At 53.9% G+C, this 17,849-nt stretch carries 20 protein-coding genes and 2 tRNA genes; 12 read left to right on the top strand and 10 right to left on the bottom strand.

What is annotated here, in order from left to right; all coding sequences use genetic code 11:
- The first annotated feature begins 66 nt into the window (after positions 1 to 66).
- From Q0683_RS03965 to Q0683_RS03950, 4 genes are all read left to right on the top strand, one after another.
- A complete protein-coding gene (locus tag Q0683_RS03965; RefSeq protein WP_298616002.1) occupies positions 67 to 1,251 on the top strand; it encodes an NAD(P)H-quinone oxidoreductase subunit H in 1,185 nt (394 codons plus the stop codon).
- Between the two features lie 41 nt (positions 1,252 to 1,292).
- Positions 1,293 to 1,883 (top strand): peroxiredoxin family protein, encoded by a 591-nt coding sequence (locus tag Q0683_RS03960; RefSeq protein ID WP_298616004.1) that lies wholly within the window; start codon positions 1,293 to 1,295, stop codon positions 1,881 to 1,883.
- Positions 1,884 to 1,921: 38 nt separating this feature from the next.
- Positions 1,922 to 1,995, top strand: a tRNA-Arg gene (locus tag Q0683_RS03955).
- A gap of 51 nt (positions 1,996 to 2,046) precedes the next feature.
- Positions 2,047 to 3,468, top strand: coding sequence for a GTP-binding protein (locus Q0683_RS03950; RefSeq protein ID WP_298616006.1), 1,422 nt, complete (start codon positions 2,047 to 2,049; stop codon positions 3,466 to 3,468).
- Here the strand turns inward: Q0683_RS03950 and Q0683_RS03945 are convergent.
- From Q0683_RS03945 to Q0683_RS03935, 3 genes are read right to left on the bottom strand one after another with little or no spacing between them, the layout of a single operon-like run.
- Complete coding sequence (locus Q0683_RS03945) at positions 3,411 to 4,670, bottom strand: FGGY-family carbohydrate kinase (protein ID WP_298976403.1); 1,260 nt, start codon at positions 4,668 to 4,670, stop codon at positions 3,411 to 3,413. The two genes, Q0683_RS03950 and Q0683_RS03945, sit on opposite strands and share 58 nt — an antisense overlap.
- Positions 4,671 to 4,678: 8 nt before the next feature.
- A complete protein-coding gene (locus Q0683_RS03940; RefSeq protein ID WP_298616010.1) occupies positions 4,679 to 5,158 on the bottom strand; it encodes a CRR6 family NdhI maturation factor in 480 nt (159 codons plus the stop codon).
- 28 nt (positions 5,159 to 5,186) lie between these two features.
- A complete protein-coding gene (locus Q0683_RS03935; protein ID WP_298976401.1) occupies positions 5,187 to 5,429 on the bottom strand; it encodes a NifU family protein in 243 nt (80 codons plus the stop codon).
- Positions 5,430 to 5,609: 180 nt separating this feature from the next.
- On the opposite strand from Q0683_RS03935, the gene efp reads away from it, so the two are divergent.
- The 3 genes from efp (at position 5,610) to ilvB (ending at position 8,622) form a co-directional block, all read left to right on the top strand.
- On the top strand, positions 5,610 to 6,167 hold the full coding sequence (gene efp, locus Q0683_RS03930; RefSeq protein WP_298616013.1) for an elongation factor P: 558 nt from the start codon (positions 5,610 to 5,612) through the stop codon (positions 6,165 to 6,167).
- A gap of 11 nt (positions 6,168 to 6,178) precedes the next feature.
- Positions 6,179 to 6,640 (top strand): acetyl-CoA carboxylase biotin carboxyl carrier protein, encoded by a 462-nt coding sequence (gene accB / locus Q0683_RS03925; protein WP_298616023.1) that lies wholly within the window; start codon positions 6,179 to 6,181, stop codon positions 6,638 to 6,640.
- A 173-nt stretch (positions 6,641 to 6,813) separates the two neighbouring features.
- Positions 6,814 to 8,622 (top strand): biosynthetic-type acetolactate synthase large subunit, encoded by a 1,809-nt coding sequence (gene ilvB / locus Q0683_RS03920; RefSeq protein WP_298976398.1) that lies wholly within the window; start codon positions 6,814 to 6,816, stop codon positions 8,620 to 8,622.
- Here the strand turns inward: ilvB and Q0683_RS03915 are convergent.
- The 5 genes from Q0683_RS03915 to Q0683_RS03895 are packed head-to-tail and all read right to left on the bottom strand — an operon-like array spanning position 8,619 to position 13,846.
- A complete protein-coding gene (locus Q0683_RS03915) occupies positions 8,619 to 9,788 on the bottom strand; it encodes a glycoside hydrolase family 10 protein (protein WP_298616016.1) in 1,170 nt (389 codons plus the stop codon). The two genes, ilvB and Q0683_RS03915, sit on opposite strands and share 4 nt — an antisense overlap.
- Positions 9,789 to 9,840: 52 nt before the next feature.
- Positions 9,841 to 10,059 (bottom strand): hypothetical protein, encoded by a 219-nt coding sequence (locus Q0683_RS03910; protein ID WP_298616019.1) that lies wholly within the window; start codon positions 10,057 to 10,059, stop codon positions 9,841 to 9,843.
- Positions 10,060 to 10,087: 28 nt separating this feature from the next.
- Positions 10,088 to 11,359: a dihydrolipoamide acetyltransferase family protein gene (locus Q0683_RS03905; protein WP_298617963.1), complete on the bottom strand. Its 1,272-nt coding sequence runs from the start codon at positions 11,357 to 11,359 to the stop codon at positions 10,088 to 10,090.
- A gap of 58 nt (positions 11,360 to 11,417) precedes the next feature.
- A complete protein-coding gene (locus tag Q0683_RS03900; protein WP_298976395.1) occupies positions 11,418 to 11,852 on the bottom strand; it encodes a YlqD family protein in 435 nt (144 codons plus the stop codon).
- A 17-nt stretch (positions 11,853 to 11,869) separates the two neighbouring features.
- Positions 11,870 to 13,846, bottom strand: coding sequence for an AMP-binding protein (locus Q0683_RS03895; protein ID WP_298611764.1), 1,977 nt, complete (start codon positions 13,844 to 13,846; stop codon positions 11,870 to 11,872).
- A gap of 112 nt (positions 13,847 to 13,958) precedes the next feature.
- On the opposite strand from Q0683_RS03895, the gene Q0683_RS03890 reads away from it, so the two are divergent.
- From Q0683_RS03890 to Q0683_RS03880, 3 genes are all read left to right on the top strand, one after another.
- Positions 13,959 to 14,555, top strand: coding sequence for a nucleoside triphosphate pyrophosphatase (locus tag Q0683_RS03890; RefSeq protein ID WP_298611767.1), 597 nt, complete (start codon positions 13,959 to 13,961; stop codon positions 14,553 to 14,555).
- Positions 14,556 to 14,620: 65 nt separating this feature from the next.
- Entirely contained in the window at positions 14,621 to 14,983 is a 363-nt protein-coding gene (rplS, locus tag Q0683_RS03885) for a 50S ribosomal protein L19 (RefSeq protein ID WP_298976392.1), read from the top strand.
- A gap of 8 nt (positions 14,984 to 14,991) precedes the next feature.
- Positions 14,992 to 15,064: transfer RNA gene (locus Q0683_RS03880), tRNA-Trp, on the top strand.
- Positions 15,065 to 15,106: 42 nt separating this feature from the next.
- On the opposite strand, the gene Q0683_RS03875 is transcribed toward Q0683_RS03880, so the two are convergent.
- Positions 15,107 to 16,360: a site-2 protease family protein gene (locus tag Q0683_RS03875; RefSeq protein ID WP_298976390.1), complete on the bottom strand. Its 1,254-nt coding sequence runs from the start codon at positions 16,358 to 16,360 to the stop codon at positions 15,107 to 15,109.
- Positions 16,361 to 16,434: 74 nt separating this feature from the next.
- On the opposite strand from Q0683_RS03875, the gene Q0683_RS03870 reads away from it, so the two are divergent.
- Both Q0683_RS03870 and Q0683_RS03865 read left to right on the top strand, forming a co-directional pair.
- Entirely contained in the window at positions 16,435 to 16,713 is a 279-nt protein-coding gene (locus Q0683_RS03870) for a hypothetical protein (RefSeq protein WP_298611776.1), read from the top strand.
- 18 nt (positions 16,714 to 16,731) lie between these two features.
- Positions 16,732 to 17,091, top strand: coding sequence for a phage holin family protein (locus Q0683_RS03865; RefSeq protein WP_298611779.1), 360 nt, complete (start codon positions 16,732 to 16,734; stop codon positions 17,089 to 17,091).
- Here Q0683_RS03865 and cobJ read toward each other — a convergent pair.
- A partial coding sequence (cobJ, locus tag Q0683_RS03860) for a precorrin-3B C(17)-methyltransferase (protein WP_298976387.1) occupies positions 17,065 to 17,849 on the bottom strand: 785 nt, incomplete at its 5' end. The genes Q0683_RS03865 and cobJ overlap by 27 nt on opposite strands.

Below are 17,849 nucleotides of genomic sequence, written 5' to 3'. Positions count from 1 at the left end.
GGAAAACCTGTGTAGCATATCAAAAGGTAAGGTTGAGCATTCACCCCTTTAGCGGAACTTCCATCTATGCCCACGATAGAGACTCGCACAGAACCCATGGTCATCAACATGGGGCCGCATCATCCCTCCATGCACGGGGTTTTGCGGTTAATGGTGACCCTGGACGGCGAAGATGTCATTGACTGCGAGCCGGTGATTGGCTACCTCCATCGCGGGATGGAGAAAATTGCCGAAAACCGCACCAACATCATGTTTATTCCCTACGTGAGTCGTTGGGACTACGCCGCAGGGATGTTCAACGAGGCGGTTACTGTCAACGCTCCCGAAAAGTTGGCGGGGATTCCCGTACCCAAACGCGCCAGCTACATCCGCGTGATCATGCTGGAGTTGAACCGCATTGCCAACCACCTGCTGTGGCTGGGTCCCTTTTTGGCGGATGTCGGTGCCCAGACGCCCTTTTTCTATATCTTCCGCGAGCGGGAGTACATCTACGATCTCTTTGAAGCGGCGACAGGGATGCGCTTCATTAACAACAACTACTTCCGCATTGGGGGGGTAGCTGCCGACCTCACCTATGGCTGGGTGACGAAGTGCCGCGACTTCTGTGATTACTTCCTGCCCAAGGTGGATGAGTACGAGCGCCTCATCACCAACAACCCCATCTTTGTACGGCGCTTACAGGGGGTGGGCAAAATTAGCCGTGAGGATGCCATCAATTGGGGGCTATCGGGGCCGATGCTCCGTGCCTCCGGGGTGAAGTGGGATCTGCGCAAGGTGGATCACTACGAGTGCTATGACGACTTTGACTGGGATGTCCCCGTGGCCACAGAAGGCGATTGCCTTGCCCGCTATATTGTCCGTATTCAAGAAATGCGCGAATCGGTGAAGATCATTCGCCAAGCCTTAGATGGTCTTCCCGGTGGCCCCTATGAAAACCTAGAGGCCAAGCGCATGCTCGAAGGCGCCAAGTCAGAGTGGAATAGCTTCGACTACCAGTACCTTGGCAAAAAGCTTGCCCCCACGTTTAAGATTCCTAAAGGAGAGCACTATGTGCGCGTTGAATCGGGGAAAGGGGAACTAGGGATTTACCTGATTGGGGATGACAATGTCTTCCCTTGGCGCTGGAAGATTCGGCCACCGGATTTTAATAACCTGCAAGTGCTGCCCCAGTTGCTGAAGGGGATGAAAGTGGCGGATATTGTGGCTATCCTTGGCAGTATTGACGTGATTATGGGATCTGTTGATCGCTAAGAAGTGCACTGCAACTTTTGATGCCACAAGGGGAGGCAGCGATGGCTGTACAACTACCATTCTTCACCTCCACAAACTTCAGCGGCCTTTTGAGTAACCGGTTTTGGCAAAATGCATGGCCACTGCCGCCCCAAAACCAACTGAAGCGAGGTGCGCTGGTTCCAGATGGGGAATTACCCGCTGTAGGGCTAAACGCGCCTGTTCGCCTTTCGGCTGTGTGGCAAGAGCAGCCGCTGCTGCTGGTGTTTACTCGTATCTTTACAGAGCATCAATACTGCCCGCTGTGTTATCCCTATCTCAAGGCCCTGAATGAAAACTATGAGACCTTTCAAGGCAAAGGGGTGGCCGTGCTGGTGGTGACTAGTACTGATGCCCAGCAAAGCGAGAAAGTTAAGGCAGAGATGGGCTTAAAGATGCCTCTACTCTATGACCCCGGTTGCCACGTCTTTCGTCAGTACCGCACCGGACAAGCTTTGGGGGCACCGCTACCTGCGCAGTTTCTGATTGATCAAGAAGGCAAGCTCCGCTACAAGCATCTCTTCTCATTTCTAGAACCCAATGCCCCCCTGGAGCGCTTGTTTCAGGAAATTGATGCCTTAGCCAATAGGGCAACAGTCACCACAGCAGCCTAGGAGGGATCAAAACTCGCTAGGATAGAAGGTGTCTCCTTGGGGCTGTAGCTCAGTCGGATAGAGCGAGCGCCTCCTAAGCGCTAGGCCGTGCGTTCAAATCGCACCAGTCCCGTTCTTTCCCTTAAAATAAAAAGCAAATCTTTTTGATGTTAGTTTTGCATCTGTGGTAGAGCGATCGCCCCCGAATTCTCTCCTAAGGGAACTTCAAGGCACAATTGACGACCTTGAGGACTATCAAAGTGCCCTGAGCTATGAGGCCGCCAAGCGTGCCCTGGAAAAATTACTGTTTGAATGCAAGGCGACTGGAACCGCAAAAGCCCCCCTCGCCCGCGCGATCGCCGATCTCGAAGAAATGCTCCACAAGCTCCACTATGGTGTGGTGCAAATTGCCGTCTTTGGCATGGTGGGGCGGGGAAAATCCTCCCTGTTAAATGCACTGCTGGGGGAACCCTACTTTGCCACAGGCCCCATTCATGGGGTCACTCAGGAAGAAGCCAGTGTCCTTTGGCAAATCTCTGAAGCGCAGCGGGGCAATCCTATTCGCCTGATCGATACCCCTGGGTTGGACGAAGTCAACGGCGCAGCACGGGAACAACTAGCGCGGGAGGTGGCTGCCCAAGCGGATTTGATTCTCTTTGTGGTTGCCGGCGACTTGACCCGTCTCGAATACCAAGCCCTCAGTGAATTGCGGCAGGCCGGAAAGCCAATGATTCTAGTCTTTAACAAAGTGGATCAGTATCCGGAGGCCGATCGCGAGGCGATTTATATTAAAATCCGCGATGAGCGTGTTAAGGCACTCCTTTCCCCCGAAGAAATTGTCATGGTGGCAGCAGCCCCCCTTGTGCCCCAAGTGCAGCGGGATAGCCAAGGACGGGTTCAGGTGAAAATGACCGTTGGTGCTCCCCAGGTGGAACCCCTAAAACGGAAGATCTTGGAAGTGCTAGAGCGAGAAGGAAAAGCCCTGATTGCCCTCAATTCCATGCTCTTTGCCAAGAAGGTGAGTGAAGAATTGGCCCGCTACAAGCTGGCCTTGCGAGATCAGGAGGCCAACCAACTGATTTGGAAAGGGGCAGTGACCAAAGCCTTGGCGATCGCCCTCAACCCCATCACCGTGCTGGATATGGTCAGCAGTGCCGTCATTGACCTGACGACGATTCAACTGCTCTCGCGGCTGTACGACATTGAACTCACGGATGCAGGCGCCCAGGATCTGCTCCAAACCATTGCCCTTGCCATGGGCAGCATTAGCTTAGGGGAATTTGCTGTCAATTTGGGACTGAGTTCCCTCAAAGGACTCTTGGGATTGGCTACACCCATGAGCGGTGGCATTGCCCTGGGTCCTTACCTCTCCGTGGCCATGACCCAAGCAGGGATTGCCGGCTTGTCTTCCTACACAGTGGGGCAAGTGGCCAAAACCTACTTTGCCAACGGTGCGGGCTGGGGGCCTGCAGGACCCAAAACCGTTGTCCAGCAAATCCTCAGTCAACTGGATCAGCGCCATATCCTCAATCGGCTGAAGCTGGAAATTCAGCAGCAGTTATACCCCAGTGGAGTGGTTCCTTGGGCAAGACGGGCTGCCCCATAGGCGGCCTCCGTGTGAGGCGCAACGGCCACCGGCACCCCTAGGTATTGCTGACGCAGCGCTAACCATGCTCGATTGCGCGCACCCCCTCCCGCTGTCCAGACCCGTTTTAAGGGTGACGCCCCCAAACGCTGTAATTGCCTATAGCCTTGGGCTTCAATGCGACTCAGACTTTCAAGGAGTCCCTGCAGAAAGAGGCGAGGGTCGTCGGGGCGCGGCTCTAGGCGAGGCTCTAGGTGGGGATCGTTAATGGGGAAGCGTTCGCCCCGCTTCAGCAGGGGATAGTAGTCCAAGCCGGTGGGCTGATGGACATCTATTTGGGCACTGAGGCGTTCCAATTCCTCCGGGCTAAAAAACTGCGCCAAAATTGCTGCACCACAGTTGGAGGCGCCCCCCACCAGCCAGCGATCGCCCAAGCGATGACTGTAGATGCCGGTTGCTAAATCCTCTACCCTAGAGGCACTCAACAGCTTCAGCACAAGGGTTGATCCCAAGGATGTTACCGCTTCGCCCACCTCAGAGGCACCACTGGCTAGAAAGGCAGCAATGCTATCGGTGGTACCGGCACACACTTGGCACTCTGGAGACAAGCCTAAGTCCGTTGCCGTCACCTTTCCCAGAACCGTACCGGGGGGAACGACCTTAGGGAGGAGGGGCCGTAACGGCGCAAGCATCGGGTGGTTTAACCAATCAGGGTAAGCTTCCTTTGCCGCGTCATAGCCCAACTTTAGAGCATTGTGCCAGTCGGAAATGCCCAGTTGACCGTGGAGCAAAAAGGCCAGCCAGTCCGCTTGGTGTACCAAAACAGCACTGGCGCTTGGGTAGTGGCTTTGGAGCCACAACAGCTTGGCGAGACTACTCGTCGCACTCAGGACAAGGTGATCCGCGGCTAAAATCTGCCGCAGCGTTTGAACATGAGCTTGGGCGCGATCGTCGTTGTAAAGGAGAACAGGTGAGCAGGGTTGCCCCTGTGCATCACAGAGGAAAACGGTGCCAGAGGTGGCATCAATGGCAATCCGCTGAATTTGCTGCCGAATGGCGCTTGGAATATCCAAAGTCAATGCCCGCAGCGTCGCTGCCCATTCTTGGGGCTGATCGGGTTGGTGAAGCGGACGACGGGAGGTGGCCAGAATGTTCCCTTCAGGATCAATGGCGATCGCCCGCGCCCCTGAGGTACCAAAATCAATCCCCAAGGTGGTAGTCATACCGATAATTATTGCAGTAGCGTAAAGAGATTGCTATCCAGCTCATAACCAAACATGGCAGCCATCCCCTTAACCTTTTCAGCCGCAGGATAGCCCTGTCCCTGAAGCCACTGCCAAAGGGTAAACACTTTAGTCATTACAAAAATATCCAGGGCTTGGGGGTTGAAGATAATGCCCTGCTGCGGATGAAATTCGTGGGGCACGAGCATTGCCCCATAGCGCACGAGTTCTCCCGCCGACCAATCCAGTAAGTAGGGTAGCCATGGGTAGCAGACATCGGCACGAATGAACCAGAGGCGCACGGCCGGCAATTCCGAAAGTTCTAGATCAGGTTCATCCGCCGGTCGGGGATAGTCAATCTTAAAACGCAGCGCTTGGTGATGAGCTAAAAGTCGCTGTTCTGCAATCAGGGGATTAAGGACATGGTGCAGGGGAGATAAGTCCAGACGATCAATCTGATCTGGTGTTAACTCGATCGCGATCGCCACTCTCTATCTCTCCCCAGCGGCCAGTTATTTAGAGAACCTGCTGGACTTCCGCAATTTCGGGAATGGATTCCTTTAATTTACGCTCAATGCCCATGCGCAGCGTCATCATCGAACTGGGGCAGGAACCGCAGGCACCCTGTAACCGCAGCCGTACCACCGGCCCTTCAATTTCCACAAGTTCGACATTACCGCCATCGGCCATCAAATAGGGGCGGAGTTCATCAAGGACTTTTTCAACGTTTTCTTGACTCAATTCAAGGGTTGCAGCCATTGTTACTGTCCTTGGCATATCGTTCACATTACTCCTTAGTTTAGCATTGAGAGGGGCGATCGCCCCTTGGGAATTCCAAGGGGTGCCAATGGATCTGGCTCTAGGGAAATCTCTTAAACAGTGTTAGGAACAGTAACGCTCAGGGATACAATATTAGCTTGGTGAACTGCACGGTAGGACATGATTTCCAGTAATGATTTTCGCCCCGGTGTAAGTATTGAGCTTGACGGTGCCGTTTGGCGAGTCGTTGAATTTTTGCACGTCAAACCTGGGAAAGGCTCGGCCTTTGTGCGTACAAAGCTAAAGAATGTGCAAACGGGCAACGTGATTGAGCGCACATTCCGCGCTGGCGAGACTGTTCCCCAAGCCACCCTTGAAAAACGCACGATGCAGCACACCTATAAAGACGGTGAAGACTATGTCTTTATGGACATGGAAAGTTATGAAGAGGCTCGCCTCACCGCTGCACAAATCGGCGATCGCGCTAAGTACCTTAAAGAAGGTATGGAAGTCAATATCGTTAAATGGGGTGAGCAGGTTCTCGAGGTAGAGCTACCCAACTCCGTGGTTTTAGAAGTGGTGCAAACCGATCCGGGTGTTAAAGGGGATACCGCCACCGGTGGATCAAAACCCGCCATTGTCGAAACCGGTGCCCAAGTCATGGTACCGTTATTTATCTCCGTAGGTGATCGGATTCGCATTGATACTCGCTCAGATACGTATCTTGGCCGCGAATAGGAGTAATGGGTGTGGAGCTTGACCTCAACCAAGTGCGCGAACTGCTGTTAATGTTTGACCAAACCAGCGTCACCGAACTCAACCTTAAGAGTGGTGAACTGGAACTTCAACTGCGCAAGCGTGAGCAGATCAGCAGCAACCCCGCTGTGGTTGTGGCTCCAGCTCCCCCCTCGGCCACCACATCCACGCCTGCCCCTGCTCCAGAGCCGACGCCACCCCCTGCCAACCGCAAAACTGTGGATATTGTGGCGCCAATGGTGGGAACATTTTATCGTGCCCCCGCTCCCGATGAACCCCCCTTTGTGGAAGTGGGGGACACAGTCAAAAAAGGCCAAGTGGTTTGCATCATTGAGGCCATGAAGCTGATGAACGAAATTGAAGCCGAAGTCAATGGCCAAGTGGTGGAAATTCTGGTGCAAAATGCTGAACCCATTGAGTATGGCCAACCCTTAATGCGCATTTTGCCTAACTAAATATCATTTTTTTTCAGCAAGAGAGGCAGATGCTAATTGCAAAGATATGTTAAGGATTGAGGAGTTTAAGGCCAATGATTCAATGCTTTCAAGCCTTTGTGCTCTTGCCGAGACCCTAATTGAAAAATTAGAATCTAGGAATATCCACCACCACTGCCCGACGAGGTTGGCCTGTGCAAGCAACTGGAGCATACATTCTTATTGATACCCTATGCCGTCACGGCGTTAAGCATATTTTTGGCTATCCTGGTGGAGCAATTTTACCGATTTACGATGAACTTTATCGTGCTGAGTCCGAAGGGAGGATTCAGCACATTTTAGTGCGCCACGAACAAGGGGCAGCCCATGCCGCTGATGGCTATGCTCGTGCCACAGGCCGAGTGGGAGTCTGTTTTGGCACTTCAGGACCAGGGGCAACAAATTTAGTTACAGGCATTGCCACGGCCCACATGGACTCCATCCCGCTGCTGGTGATCACCGGTCAAGTGCCTCGCTCTGCCATTGGCACCGATGCCTTTCAGGAAACAGATATTTTTGGCATTACGCTGCCCATTGTCAAGCACTCCTACGTCGTGCGCGCCGCCAAGGAGATGGCACGCATTATTACCGAGGCAATCTATATTGCCACCACCGGCCGTCCGGGGCCTGTGCTTGTGGATATTCCCAAGGATGTGGGACTAGAAGTCTGTGAGTACGAACCCCTTGAGCCGGGGCAGGTCAAGCTGCGGGGCTATCGTCCCACCATTCGCGGCAATGCCCGTCAAGTTGCCCAAGCAGTTCAACTGATTCGTGAAGCCAAACGCCCCTTACTTTATGTGGGGGGGGGCGCGATTACAGCGGGTGCCCACGAGGAAGTACTCAAATTGGCAGAGCTATTCCAGATTCCGGTGACTACAACCCTGATGGGGAAGGGGGCATTTCCTGAGTCCCATCCCCTTTCCGTGGGCATGCTGGGAATGCATGGCACTGCCTATGCCAACTTTGCCGTCAGTGAATGTGATCTGCTCATTGCCCTGGGGGCGCGGTTTGACGATCGCGTGACGGGTAAACTGGATGAATTTGCCTCCCGTGCCAAGGTAATTCACATTGACATTGATCCTGCGGAGGTGGGGAAAAACCGCGTGCCCGATGTGCCGATTGTGGGTAGTGTCAAACCCGTGCTTCAGCAAATCCTCAAACAGATTGAAGACAGCGGGGAACCTGTGGAACCTGCCACCCAAGCATGGCTAGAGCGGATCAGAATCTGGAAAGAGGACTATCCCCTTGTCGTGCCACAGCCTAGCGGTGAACTCTCCCCCCAAGAGGTGATTGTGGCCTTTGGGCGCCACGCTCCCGATGCCTACTACACCACGGATGTGGGTCAGCACCAGATGTGGGCGGCACAATTCCTGAAAAATGGCCCTCGGCGGTGGATTTCCAGTGCGGGCTTAGGTACGATGGGCTTTGGGATGCCGGCGGCCATGGGCGTGAAGGTGGCATTACCAGATCAGCAGGTGATCTGTATTAGTGGCGATGCCAGTTTCCAGATGAATTCCCAAGAGCTGGCGACATTGGCGCAGTACGGCATTGCCGTCAAGACTGTGATTATTAACAATTTCTGGCAGGGAATGGTGCGGCAGTGGCAACAGGCCTTTTATGAGGAGCGCTACTCCCATTCCAGTATGGCCAAGGGGATGCCCGATTTTGTCAAGTTGGCGGAAGCTTACGGCGTCAAGGGCTTGCGGGTCACAGATCGCCATAATTTGGATGCTATTGTCGAAGAGGTCTTGGCCTACGATGGTCCTGTGCTCCTAGATGCCCATGTGACCCGCGACGAAAACTGCTATCCAATGGTTGCCCCTGGTAAGCCCAATTCGCAAATGCTGGGTTTGCCGGAACGCAAGGTGCTCGAAAAGGCTGCCGAATTGATCTACTGTGCCAACTGTGGGGCAAAAACCATCTCTACCCATCGCTTTTGTCCGGAGTGTGGCAGTAAACTCTAAGCCTTTGGACACCCTTGAGCAAACAATCGCCTCGGCAGCGGCTGACGAAAATGAAAGAGAATCGCTTTCTGGCGGCGATCGCGGGGTTCGGGCCCCCGCCCCCAGAGGGTCTCAAAGGAGAAAAAGGACACTCCTAGTCCTGAGCGCAGGGCAGCCTCCACTTTAGCATCCACCAGTTCAATGGGCACAGGATTGGTACGTAGCCCCGTGAGGACACCGACGGCAGTGGGAATTCTTGCTTGAGCATGCAGGATTTCCGGTTGCGTTAGCTGCTGCACAAAGCTAGGCAGATTGTAGCGATAGACCTGCACAATCACTTCATCAAGGAGTCCAAGGGCGATCCACTGGGGCCAATCTTGGAGAAATGTTTGGTAGGCGGTGGGCAATGTGGTCGGTGCAACGGAAAAAATGGCATTGGGAAATTCCTGCTTTACCCGCTGCCGCAACCTTTGCACAAACGCGGTAAGTTTGTCCGCGCGCCAGCGCATCCAGTCCGGATCGCGGGGATTATCGGGAACGGGCTTTTTAGTTTCCTGCTGATAGAGGGCACGGGTATAGGGATCGTAGCCAAACTCCACGGGCAGACTGAGGTGGTCATCAAACTGCACACCATCCACGGGGTACTGCCGCAATACTTCAAGAACAATGTTGGTGAGAAATTCTTGGACTTGGGGATGAAAAGGATTCATCCAAGCTACTTCTCCCGCTGCCGTCAAGCGAGTCGTTTGACCATTGACCCCTTGGGTGAGCCAGTCGGGATGGGCAAGGGCGAGTTCTGAGGTTTCCGGCACCATGAAGCCAAATTCAAACCAAGGAATGACTAAAAGGTTACGGCAGTGCGCCTGCTGGGTGAGTTCTGCAAGAATGTCGTAATCTTGAATCCCCCGCAGCACAAAGGGCTGAATGCCTAGATTTCTGGCCGTGGCACTGGGGAAACCGACATAGCCTGAGTTCCAGACAACAGGATAGAGGGTGTTGAAGTTCAGCCGCTGTAGCTCATTGAGGGTTGCCTCCAACTGAGGGCGATCGCGCAGGAGCGGTAAATCGTTGGTTGTCAGCCAAACGCCGCGAATCAGGGTTGAGGGTTGTGCCTGTATCGGCCAAATCGTCCAGCAAAGACTCCAAAAGAAGAGAATGAGCAACAACCAAACGCGATGACGCAGCATAGGCTACAGCCCTAGGGAACGCAGATGCCCTGCCTCGAAGGGAAGAACTCGGCTACACATAGTCTGCTTCAAGGCTCCACTGGGGCGGCATGGCCAGGCTTCCGGCGATCGCCATCCTGTGTTGTTCTCTCTCCCGCTGTAGCTTGGGAACAGCGGCACGGAGAAGGATAAAGGTTGTTTTGCCAGAACCATTGTTACCAATAATGCCAAGGCGATCGCTCACCTCTACCGTCAGATTGCTCCCCTGAGGCAGCGAGGGAATTGCAAACATCCCTGATTTCTAGCAGGGCAGTCCCAGCTTAGAGGGTCAAGGCTTGGGGATTGGTTTCAATGAGTTTCGCTAAATCTTGAAGGAAGGCGGCTGCATCGGCACCATAGATCACGCGGTGATCACAGGTAAGATTCACCTTCATCTGCCGTTTCACTCCCAGTAGGCCCTCCTCTGTGGCCACTACCGTCGGACGGGAGGCTCCCACGGCCATAATTGCCCCTTGACCAGGGGTGAGAATGGCATCGAAAAAGTCAACGCCAAACATGCCTAAATTGGAGAGGCTAAAGGTGCCCGTGCTGTACTCCTCGGGTTGCAGTTGCTTAGCGCGTGCCCGCTCCACCAAGTCCTTCCACGTCCGCGAGAGGGTATAGATGTCAATTTGATCGGCATTCTTCAGCACCGGTGTAATCAGACCACCCCCTGGCATTGCCACAGCAACGGCAATGTTAATGTCGCGGCGGTATTGAATCCCCTGCTCTGTGTAGTAGGCATTCATAATCGGGTGTTTTTGCAGCGTCAGGGCGATCGCCTTGGCAAGGAGCGCTGTCATCGTCACCCCTTTGGCCTTAATTTGCTGGTACAGCCGATCCAGTGCCTCCGTGGTAATTGTGTAGGCCACATGGAAGTCAGGAATGCTAAGGCTGGCCACCATATTCCGCACAACGGCATTTTGTAGCGTTGTCAAGGGCACCAAATCCTCTTTCGCCACAACTGGAGCCGTGGCAGCGGATGCTGGGGGGACAGGGGCAGGGGGCGTCGCCACTGGTGTAACAGGCGGTGCGGGTACACCGATCAAGGCTTCCACATCGGCAGCGGTAATCCGACCATGGGGACCCGTTCCCTTAAGCGTCTTCAAATCAATGTGGTGTTCCTTGGCCAATTTGCGGGCGCGAGGCGAAGCAATCACTCGCCCAGTCGGCGCAGTGGGAGCACTGGGGGGAGAAGCTACTGCGACAGAGGTTGTTCCTGAGCCGTTACTTGTAGCCGCAGAAGGAGCAGCCGTAGAATCTGTCGCCGCCCCAAGGGACTTGGCCTTTGCCTGAGCCTCGGCAATTTCTGCTTCTGTTTCTGCCACCAGACCAATGGTGGCGCCGACGGGTGCCACTTCGCCGGCCGGTACGGTAATCACCGCCAAATAGCCATCGTAGAAGGACTCCACATCCATATCGGCCTTGTCGGATTCCACAATCAGCACGGTTTCCCCTTTGGCCACCTTATCGCCGGGAGATTTCAGCCAAGAGACAATTTTCCCTTCGGTCATGGTGGAGCTGAGGGCGGGCATGAACAGTTCACGAATCATAGAGGCTGCTATCCTTGGTTGGCAATCGAGAGGGAGTTAAATTCACTGGAAATGCAACTTAGAGTGTGCCGCGAATTTCTTCAATGACACCATTGCGCAGGAGAATTTCCACCTGCATTTTTTGGATCAGGTTGTCTCCTTTGGTGACATAAAAGAAGTTGTCCACTTGACCTTGATCCACTTCCTGCCCCATTTCTAGGCGTTGCACCTGATCCAATTGTTGCAGAATCATATTTTTTTGCTGTAAGAGTTCTGCTTTTTGGTTGTTGGCTTGCCCTTGAACGTCTTGAATACGGGCATTAATTACATCGGCTGCTTCATTGCTTTTACGCAGCTGGTCAATCACTTGCTGCAGTTGAAAGTCCAACTGCTGAATTTGGCTATCCACTTGATTCAGTTGGGCTTGAAGCTGCCTTTGGGCATCGTCTTTCCACTCAGGAGTGACAATTGCTTTCACCAGAATCTGGCGCCGCAGGAGCAGTTTAGTATCCATAGGGTCTCTCATGGAGATTACTCAAACATGGCGTTAATCATATCGCGGTAGCGATCGCTCACGACATGACGACGAATTTTTAGAGTTTGGGTCAAAAGACCATTTTCTATCGTAAAGGGTTCGAGGACAAAGCGAAATGTGGCAATGCGATCATCTGGGCGATAGCCAGGGCGATTTTGCACTTCCCGCAGCAGTTCCTGGCGGTAGAGATCAACAATCACTTTGCTCTCCAGGGTCACTACTTCACCGGTACCTGCCGGTGCCGGTCGGTGCGGCAACGCCAAGCGGTATCCCTTAGCCGTGACCCACTGCTCCAGCGCCTCCAAATTGGGCACAATCAGTGCACCCAGCGCCTTTTGATCTTGCCCCACCAGCATGATTTGATCAATATAGACACTGCGGACGCAGGCATCCTCAATGGGTTGGGGTTCAATATTTTCACCGTTGCTCAGCACAATCGTGTCTTTTTGCCGTCCCGTCAGCACGAGATCCCCATTGGGGGTGAGGTAGCCCAAGTCACCAGTATCAAACCAGCCTTCAGCATCCAGAACTTTAGTGGTGGCTTCAGGTTTGTTATAGTAGCCGCGCATCACTTGCGGACCTTTAGCCATCACTAGCCCTTTTTGCCAAAAATCAACGGGAGCTTTGGTGTCTGGATCTACAATCTTAATGGCAGTATCGGGAATGGGTCGGCCAGCCGATCCCCGTAGATTAGCCCAAGAGCGGCGAGCGGTTAGCACCACAGCCGTTTCTGTGAGGCCATAGCCCACCAGCACCTCTAAGTTAATGACCTCGTAGAAGGTATCCAAATGGGGAGCGAGGGCGCCGCCGCCACTAATCACCTGTTTAATCTCACCGCCGGTGGCTTCGCGAATTTTGCTATAGACCCGCTTCTCCCCCACTGCGTAGAGGGGCTTCAGGAAGAAGGTTTGCAGGCGGGCAAGAAATTTTTGCCAACGACTAGGGTGGGGGTTGGTTAGGCTCAGTCCTGTGAGCAGTCGCCGTTGCAGGACATATTGCTGGCCGACACTGAGGAAAAACTGGGCAAGGTATCGTTTGAGGGGCGGGGCATCCCGCAGTTGCTTTTGCAGCCCTTCATAAAAGCCTTCCCAGATGCGCGGTACTGCAACCATGTAGTGGGGTTTGCAGCGTTTTAAGTCATTCTTGAAGTGGCGCAGGTTGGTGTAGGTTTGGCTACAGCCACAGGCAAAGAGAAAGTACTCGACGACCCGTTCGTAGGCATGCCAAACGGGCAGGATGCTGAGGATGCGATCGCCCACCTGCGGCTGCACAATGGCCCAGAGATTGACAATTTGACTGAGCAGTCCCCCATGGGTCACCATCACGCCCTTGGGTTGACCCGTGGTACCGGAGGTATACATCAGTGTTGCTAAGTCATCGCGGGTTATGGCTACCGCCCGCACTGTGCCGTACTGTCCTTCGCTAAAGACTTGACCAAAGTTCAAAAGCCGCAGAGGAAAATGCTCAAGCTCCGGCGCTTCCGCACTCAGCAGAACAACGGTTTTTACCTGTGTCTCTGCTAAGCCATCCTGAAGTTTGCGCAGGGTAGCCAAGTTTTCAATCAGTAGGAGGGTTGAACCACTGTCGCACAAAATGTAGAGAAGCTCTTGGGCGTCAGCGGTCCCACTGCGAACGACATTAATGGCACCGGCCATCATGCTCCCTTGATCGGCAATCAGCCAGCGGGGACTATTGTCAGCAAATAAGGCCACGCGATCGCCCGCAGCAACACCCAGGGCTTGGAGACCGGCGGCAAAGCGTTGGATGCGTTGGTAGAGTTCACTGTAGGTAATCCGGGTGGCGGGGTCTTCGTAGGGGGCATCAAGGGCCACGACATCACCATGGCGTTGCGCCAATAGGGGCCACATTTCCGGTAGCGACTGGAGGGTTTTGTAGGGCAAAAAGTGATCGGGTAACGGCGCATCCTGGGGTAACCCGCCAGGGGGAGTGTAGGTGTAGGCTGCACTCGTCATTCATCTGACTCCAGACGCAACACCTAGATAATAAGCCCTCAATAGCATGGCTCATGCAGCTTTAATAATTTCAATGTGAGATTATGGAGTTAGGGACTTTGCAAGCAGTGCTATGGTGCCTTTTGTCCTTGCCTCAGCCTCCCCAGCGCGACGCCAGTTGCTGCAACAGATTGGCCTCAACCCAATTGTTCAACCAAGTGACTTTGATGAATCGGTTATTCAAGCCGCAACGCCGACAGAACTCGTGCGATTGCTGGCACGGTGTAAAGCAGAAACCGTGGCTCAAACCTACCCACCCCCGGCCTTAATTTTGGGCTGCGACTCTGTATTGGTGCTGGGGGGAGAAATTTATGGTAAGCCTGCCTCAGCAGAGGTGGCGATCGCCCGCTGGCAGCGAATGCGCGGTCAAACAGGAGAGCTGCTCACCGGTCATGCCTTGATTGATCTGGGGCAGGGCCGCACCTGTGTTGAGGTGGAGTCCACCCAAGTCGTTTTTGCGGATATTAGCGATGCCGAAATTGCTGCCTATGTCGCTTCTGGTGAACCTCTGGCCTGTGCAGGCTGTTTTGCCCTTGATGGCCAAGGCGGTGCCTTTGTCGAGAAAATTATCGGTACCCCCAGTAATGTGATTGGCTTGAGCCTACCCCTACTGCGGCGGATGCTGCTGAGTTTGGGATATACGCTTCAAGCTCTGCAAAGCGAGAAATAAAAAATTAGCCTAGACAAGTCTAAATGCTTAGGGTATGCTAGGAGATTGCGAGTTAAGGAACTGTCATGAACGCCCAAGACATTATTCGCTCGATTGAAGCGGAGCAAATGAAGACTGACTTGCCCGTGATTCAGGTGGGCGATCGCGTTCGCGTCGGAGTTAAAATTCAAGAGGGCGGCAAAGAGCGCGTTCAGCCCTACGAAGGAGATGTAATTGCCATGCGGGGTACAGGAATTAACCGCACAATCACGGTGCGTCGTGTCTTTCAAGGGGTGGGCATTGAGCGCGTCTTTTTGCTACATTCGCCACGAATTGATAGTATAAAAGTAATCCAGCGGGGGAAAGTTCGCCGTGCCAAGCTCTACTACCTGCGCAACCTCGTGGGTAAAGCCTCCCGTATCAAAGCACGGTTTGATCGCCCTCTGTAAACAGCCTTGCGTCCTTAGTTCAGTTGGTAGAACGTCGGTCTCCAAAACCGGATGTCGGGGGTTCGAGTCCTCCAGGGCGCGTTCTCTAAACTCAATTAAACTCAATCAAGGCAATCTATTAATCTATCCTTGCTGTGTGGGTAAAGCCACTGGCTTCTGGCGATCGCTCCCCTGAAACTGCAGGGCAGTGCGTGCCAGTTCCAACAATTGCAGTTCAGGGGGATAATGCCGTTCCTGCTTGAGACGTTGAATGTCCTGTTTCCCCAGTTGCCAGTGCAACCGTTTGGCCAGAGCCAGTAGAATATCGCCGCGATCAATGATGCCAGCCACCGCATCCGCAGGGGTTAAAACCGTAACAAAGCGTTGCTGTTGCTCCTCTAGGGTACAAACGGTCTTGGCGAGGGAATCGGCTTCTTTAACGGTAGCGATCGCCCGCAGGGGGACGGCTAATTCCTCCACAGGAGTAACTTCCCAGTGGCTGCGCTCCACATGGTTCAGGGCGTGGGGATCCAAATAGCCCCGATAGCGCCCCTCCGTGGCCACAAAGTAGGCCGTGGGCTGGCGATCGGCCAACAGCAGATAGCGATCGGCAAACTCCCGCAGCGACAGCGTTCCCTCAATAACGCGAAAATCCCGTGTCATGGCATCAGCCGCCGTCAGGGTGAGCAGTGCTTCTTGAAGCTGGCTGAGGCGATAGTAAAGCGTGGCATTTTGCAGGGCAAACCAACCCAACAGCGCCAACCACAGCCCATTGCCACTGCCAAGGAGAGTGACAAAGAGACCAAAACTAATGGCCAGCCAGCCCAAGACCTGTCCCGATCGCGCTGCCCAGCGCATCCCCTGAAAGCGATTGTCCGTTAATTTCCAAACGGCGGCCTTGAGCACTTGACCCCCATCGAGGGGAAGACCCGGCAAAAGGTTAAAGACCCCCAAGACAAAGTTGATATTGGCCAAATGGTGCAATAGTTCGTGAAGGAGATCCTCCCGCGGCAGGGTTGCGGCTGTCCCCTGTAACAGGAGAAAGAGGGCAAAGCTGACCAACGGCCCGGCGATCGCCACCTGAAACGCTTGACCGGGGGTATTGGATTCTCGCTCAATAGCCGCCATGCCCCCAAAGAGAAAAAGGGTAATCGAGCGCACCGTAATCCCTTGGGAGCGCGCCACTAAGCTGTGTCCCAACTCGTGAAGGAGCACCGAGGCAAACAACAGCAGCGAGACCACAAACCCGATTAGCCATACCCCTGCCCCCCACTGTGGATAGGTGGCCTGCCAGTCACTGCCATTGAGAAATGTAAACAACAAAATGACGAAAAACCACGAGCGATCAATATACAAGGGAATGCCAAAGACACGCCCCACCTGCCAACTTTGTCCCATGCCGACCTCGGTGCATTGTGCTCTCTCTCTATTATCGCCTCAGAGTCTAATAGCGTGGGGCTTAACAATAATTCATGTCTGAAATGTTACCCTTTCCCCTTTGTCCTAAGATAAAGGAAACGCTGCTAGAGGAGCATGTGGTGTCCCAAGCTGCCTTACTGGTGTCTGCCAATGGCTATATGTTAGACGTGACCTTTGATTTCCTTTGGCAGAGGGTGCAGGAGTTTATCTCCTATTTGCTGGGGGCATTGTGTCTCGCGCTGCCACTGAGTCTTTTCCTGAGCCTGATTGGCTACTGGTTCAGTGTCACCTTTGGAATACCAGTCCTACCTTTTGTTTTGATTGTTGTCTAGTGTTGTGGGGAGCTGCGTATGTGGGGTTTACTCATTACTTGGATTGTCACCAGTATTAGCTTGTTTATTGTGTCGCGCCTGCCGTTTCTGGGCGTAGAAATTGATAAATTTGCAACGGCCTTGTGGTCAGCGATTGTTTTTGGCCTGTTGAATGCCACCTTGGGAGCAGTTTTGAAATTCTTCGCCTTTCCTTTTATTTTTCTCACGTTTGGCTTGGTTGCGCTGATTATTAATGCCGCCATTTTTGCCCTTGCCGCTGCGTTTGTAGAGGGGTTTACCCTACGCAATGGCTTTTGGAGTGCCCTCTTAGGCTCCATTGCCCTCAGTCTCGTCAATTCAGTTTGCTTTAGCCTACTCGGTCAGGCAGGTCTGCTGTAGGGTAGCTGAATAGCCGCGAGGGGTAATCAGCCAATCCCGAAAGCGGCGGGTGCTGGCATTGCCAATGAGCACCAAGCTGAACATATCCGCCGTTTCCGGTTGGAAGGCGCCAAGGGTTGTGAGGGTAATCTGCTCCTCAGGGCGGTAGGCGGCACGAACGATTGCGACTGGGGTTTGGGGCAAGCGGTATTCTAGAAAAATGGCTTTGGCCTTGACCAGTTGGTGCTGGCGATCGCGCGAACGGGGGTTGTAGAGGGCAGTTACAAAATCCGCTGCCGCCGCTGCCCGTAGGCGCTGCTCAATAACCGCCCAAGGGGTCAGGCGATCGCTGAGGCTAATGGTGCAAAAATCGTGCATTAGGGGCGCTCCTAGACGAGCCGCCGCAGCATTGACGGCACTCACTCCCGGAAACACCTCCACTGGGAGGTCGTTAATCCCTGCCTCTGCCAATAGCTCCAGAACCAGCCCCGCCATGCCGTAGATGCCACAGTCTCCGGAAGACACCACCGCCACATTCAACCCCCAGCGGGCCAGATCAATCGCTGCTTGGGCGCGTTTTCGCTCTTGGGTAATTCCATAGGCCGCCACCATCTGTCCGCTTCGCCGCAGGGGAGCAAGCAATTCGAGGTAAAGTTCGTAGCCCACAAGAATATCGGCGGCCAAAAGGGCAGAGCGTGCTGCAAGGGTCAGTTGGTCTAATGCTCCTGGCCCAATACCAATGAGGCTAAGGGAACCTTGACGGGGAATGAATTCTCGCT

The organism is uncultured Thermosynechococcus sp. (assembly GCF_938074695.1).
Classification (GTDB): Bacteria; Cyanobacteriota; Cyanobacteriia; order Thermosynechococcales; family Thermosynechococcaceae; genus Thermosynechococcus.
Note: the sequence above shows the minus strand (reverse complement) of the source record. Positions and strands in the feature narration are given on the sequence as shown.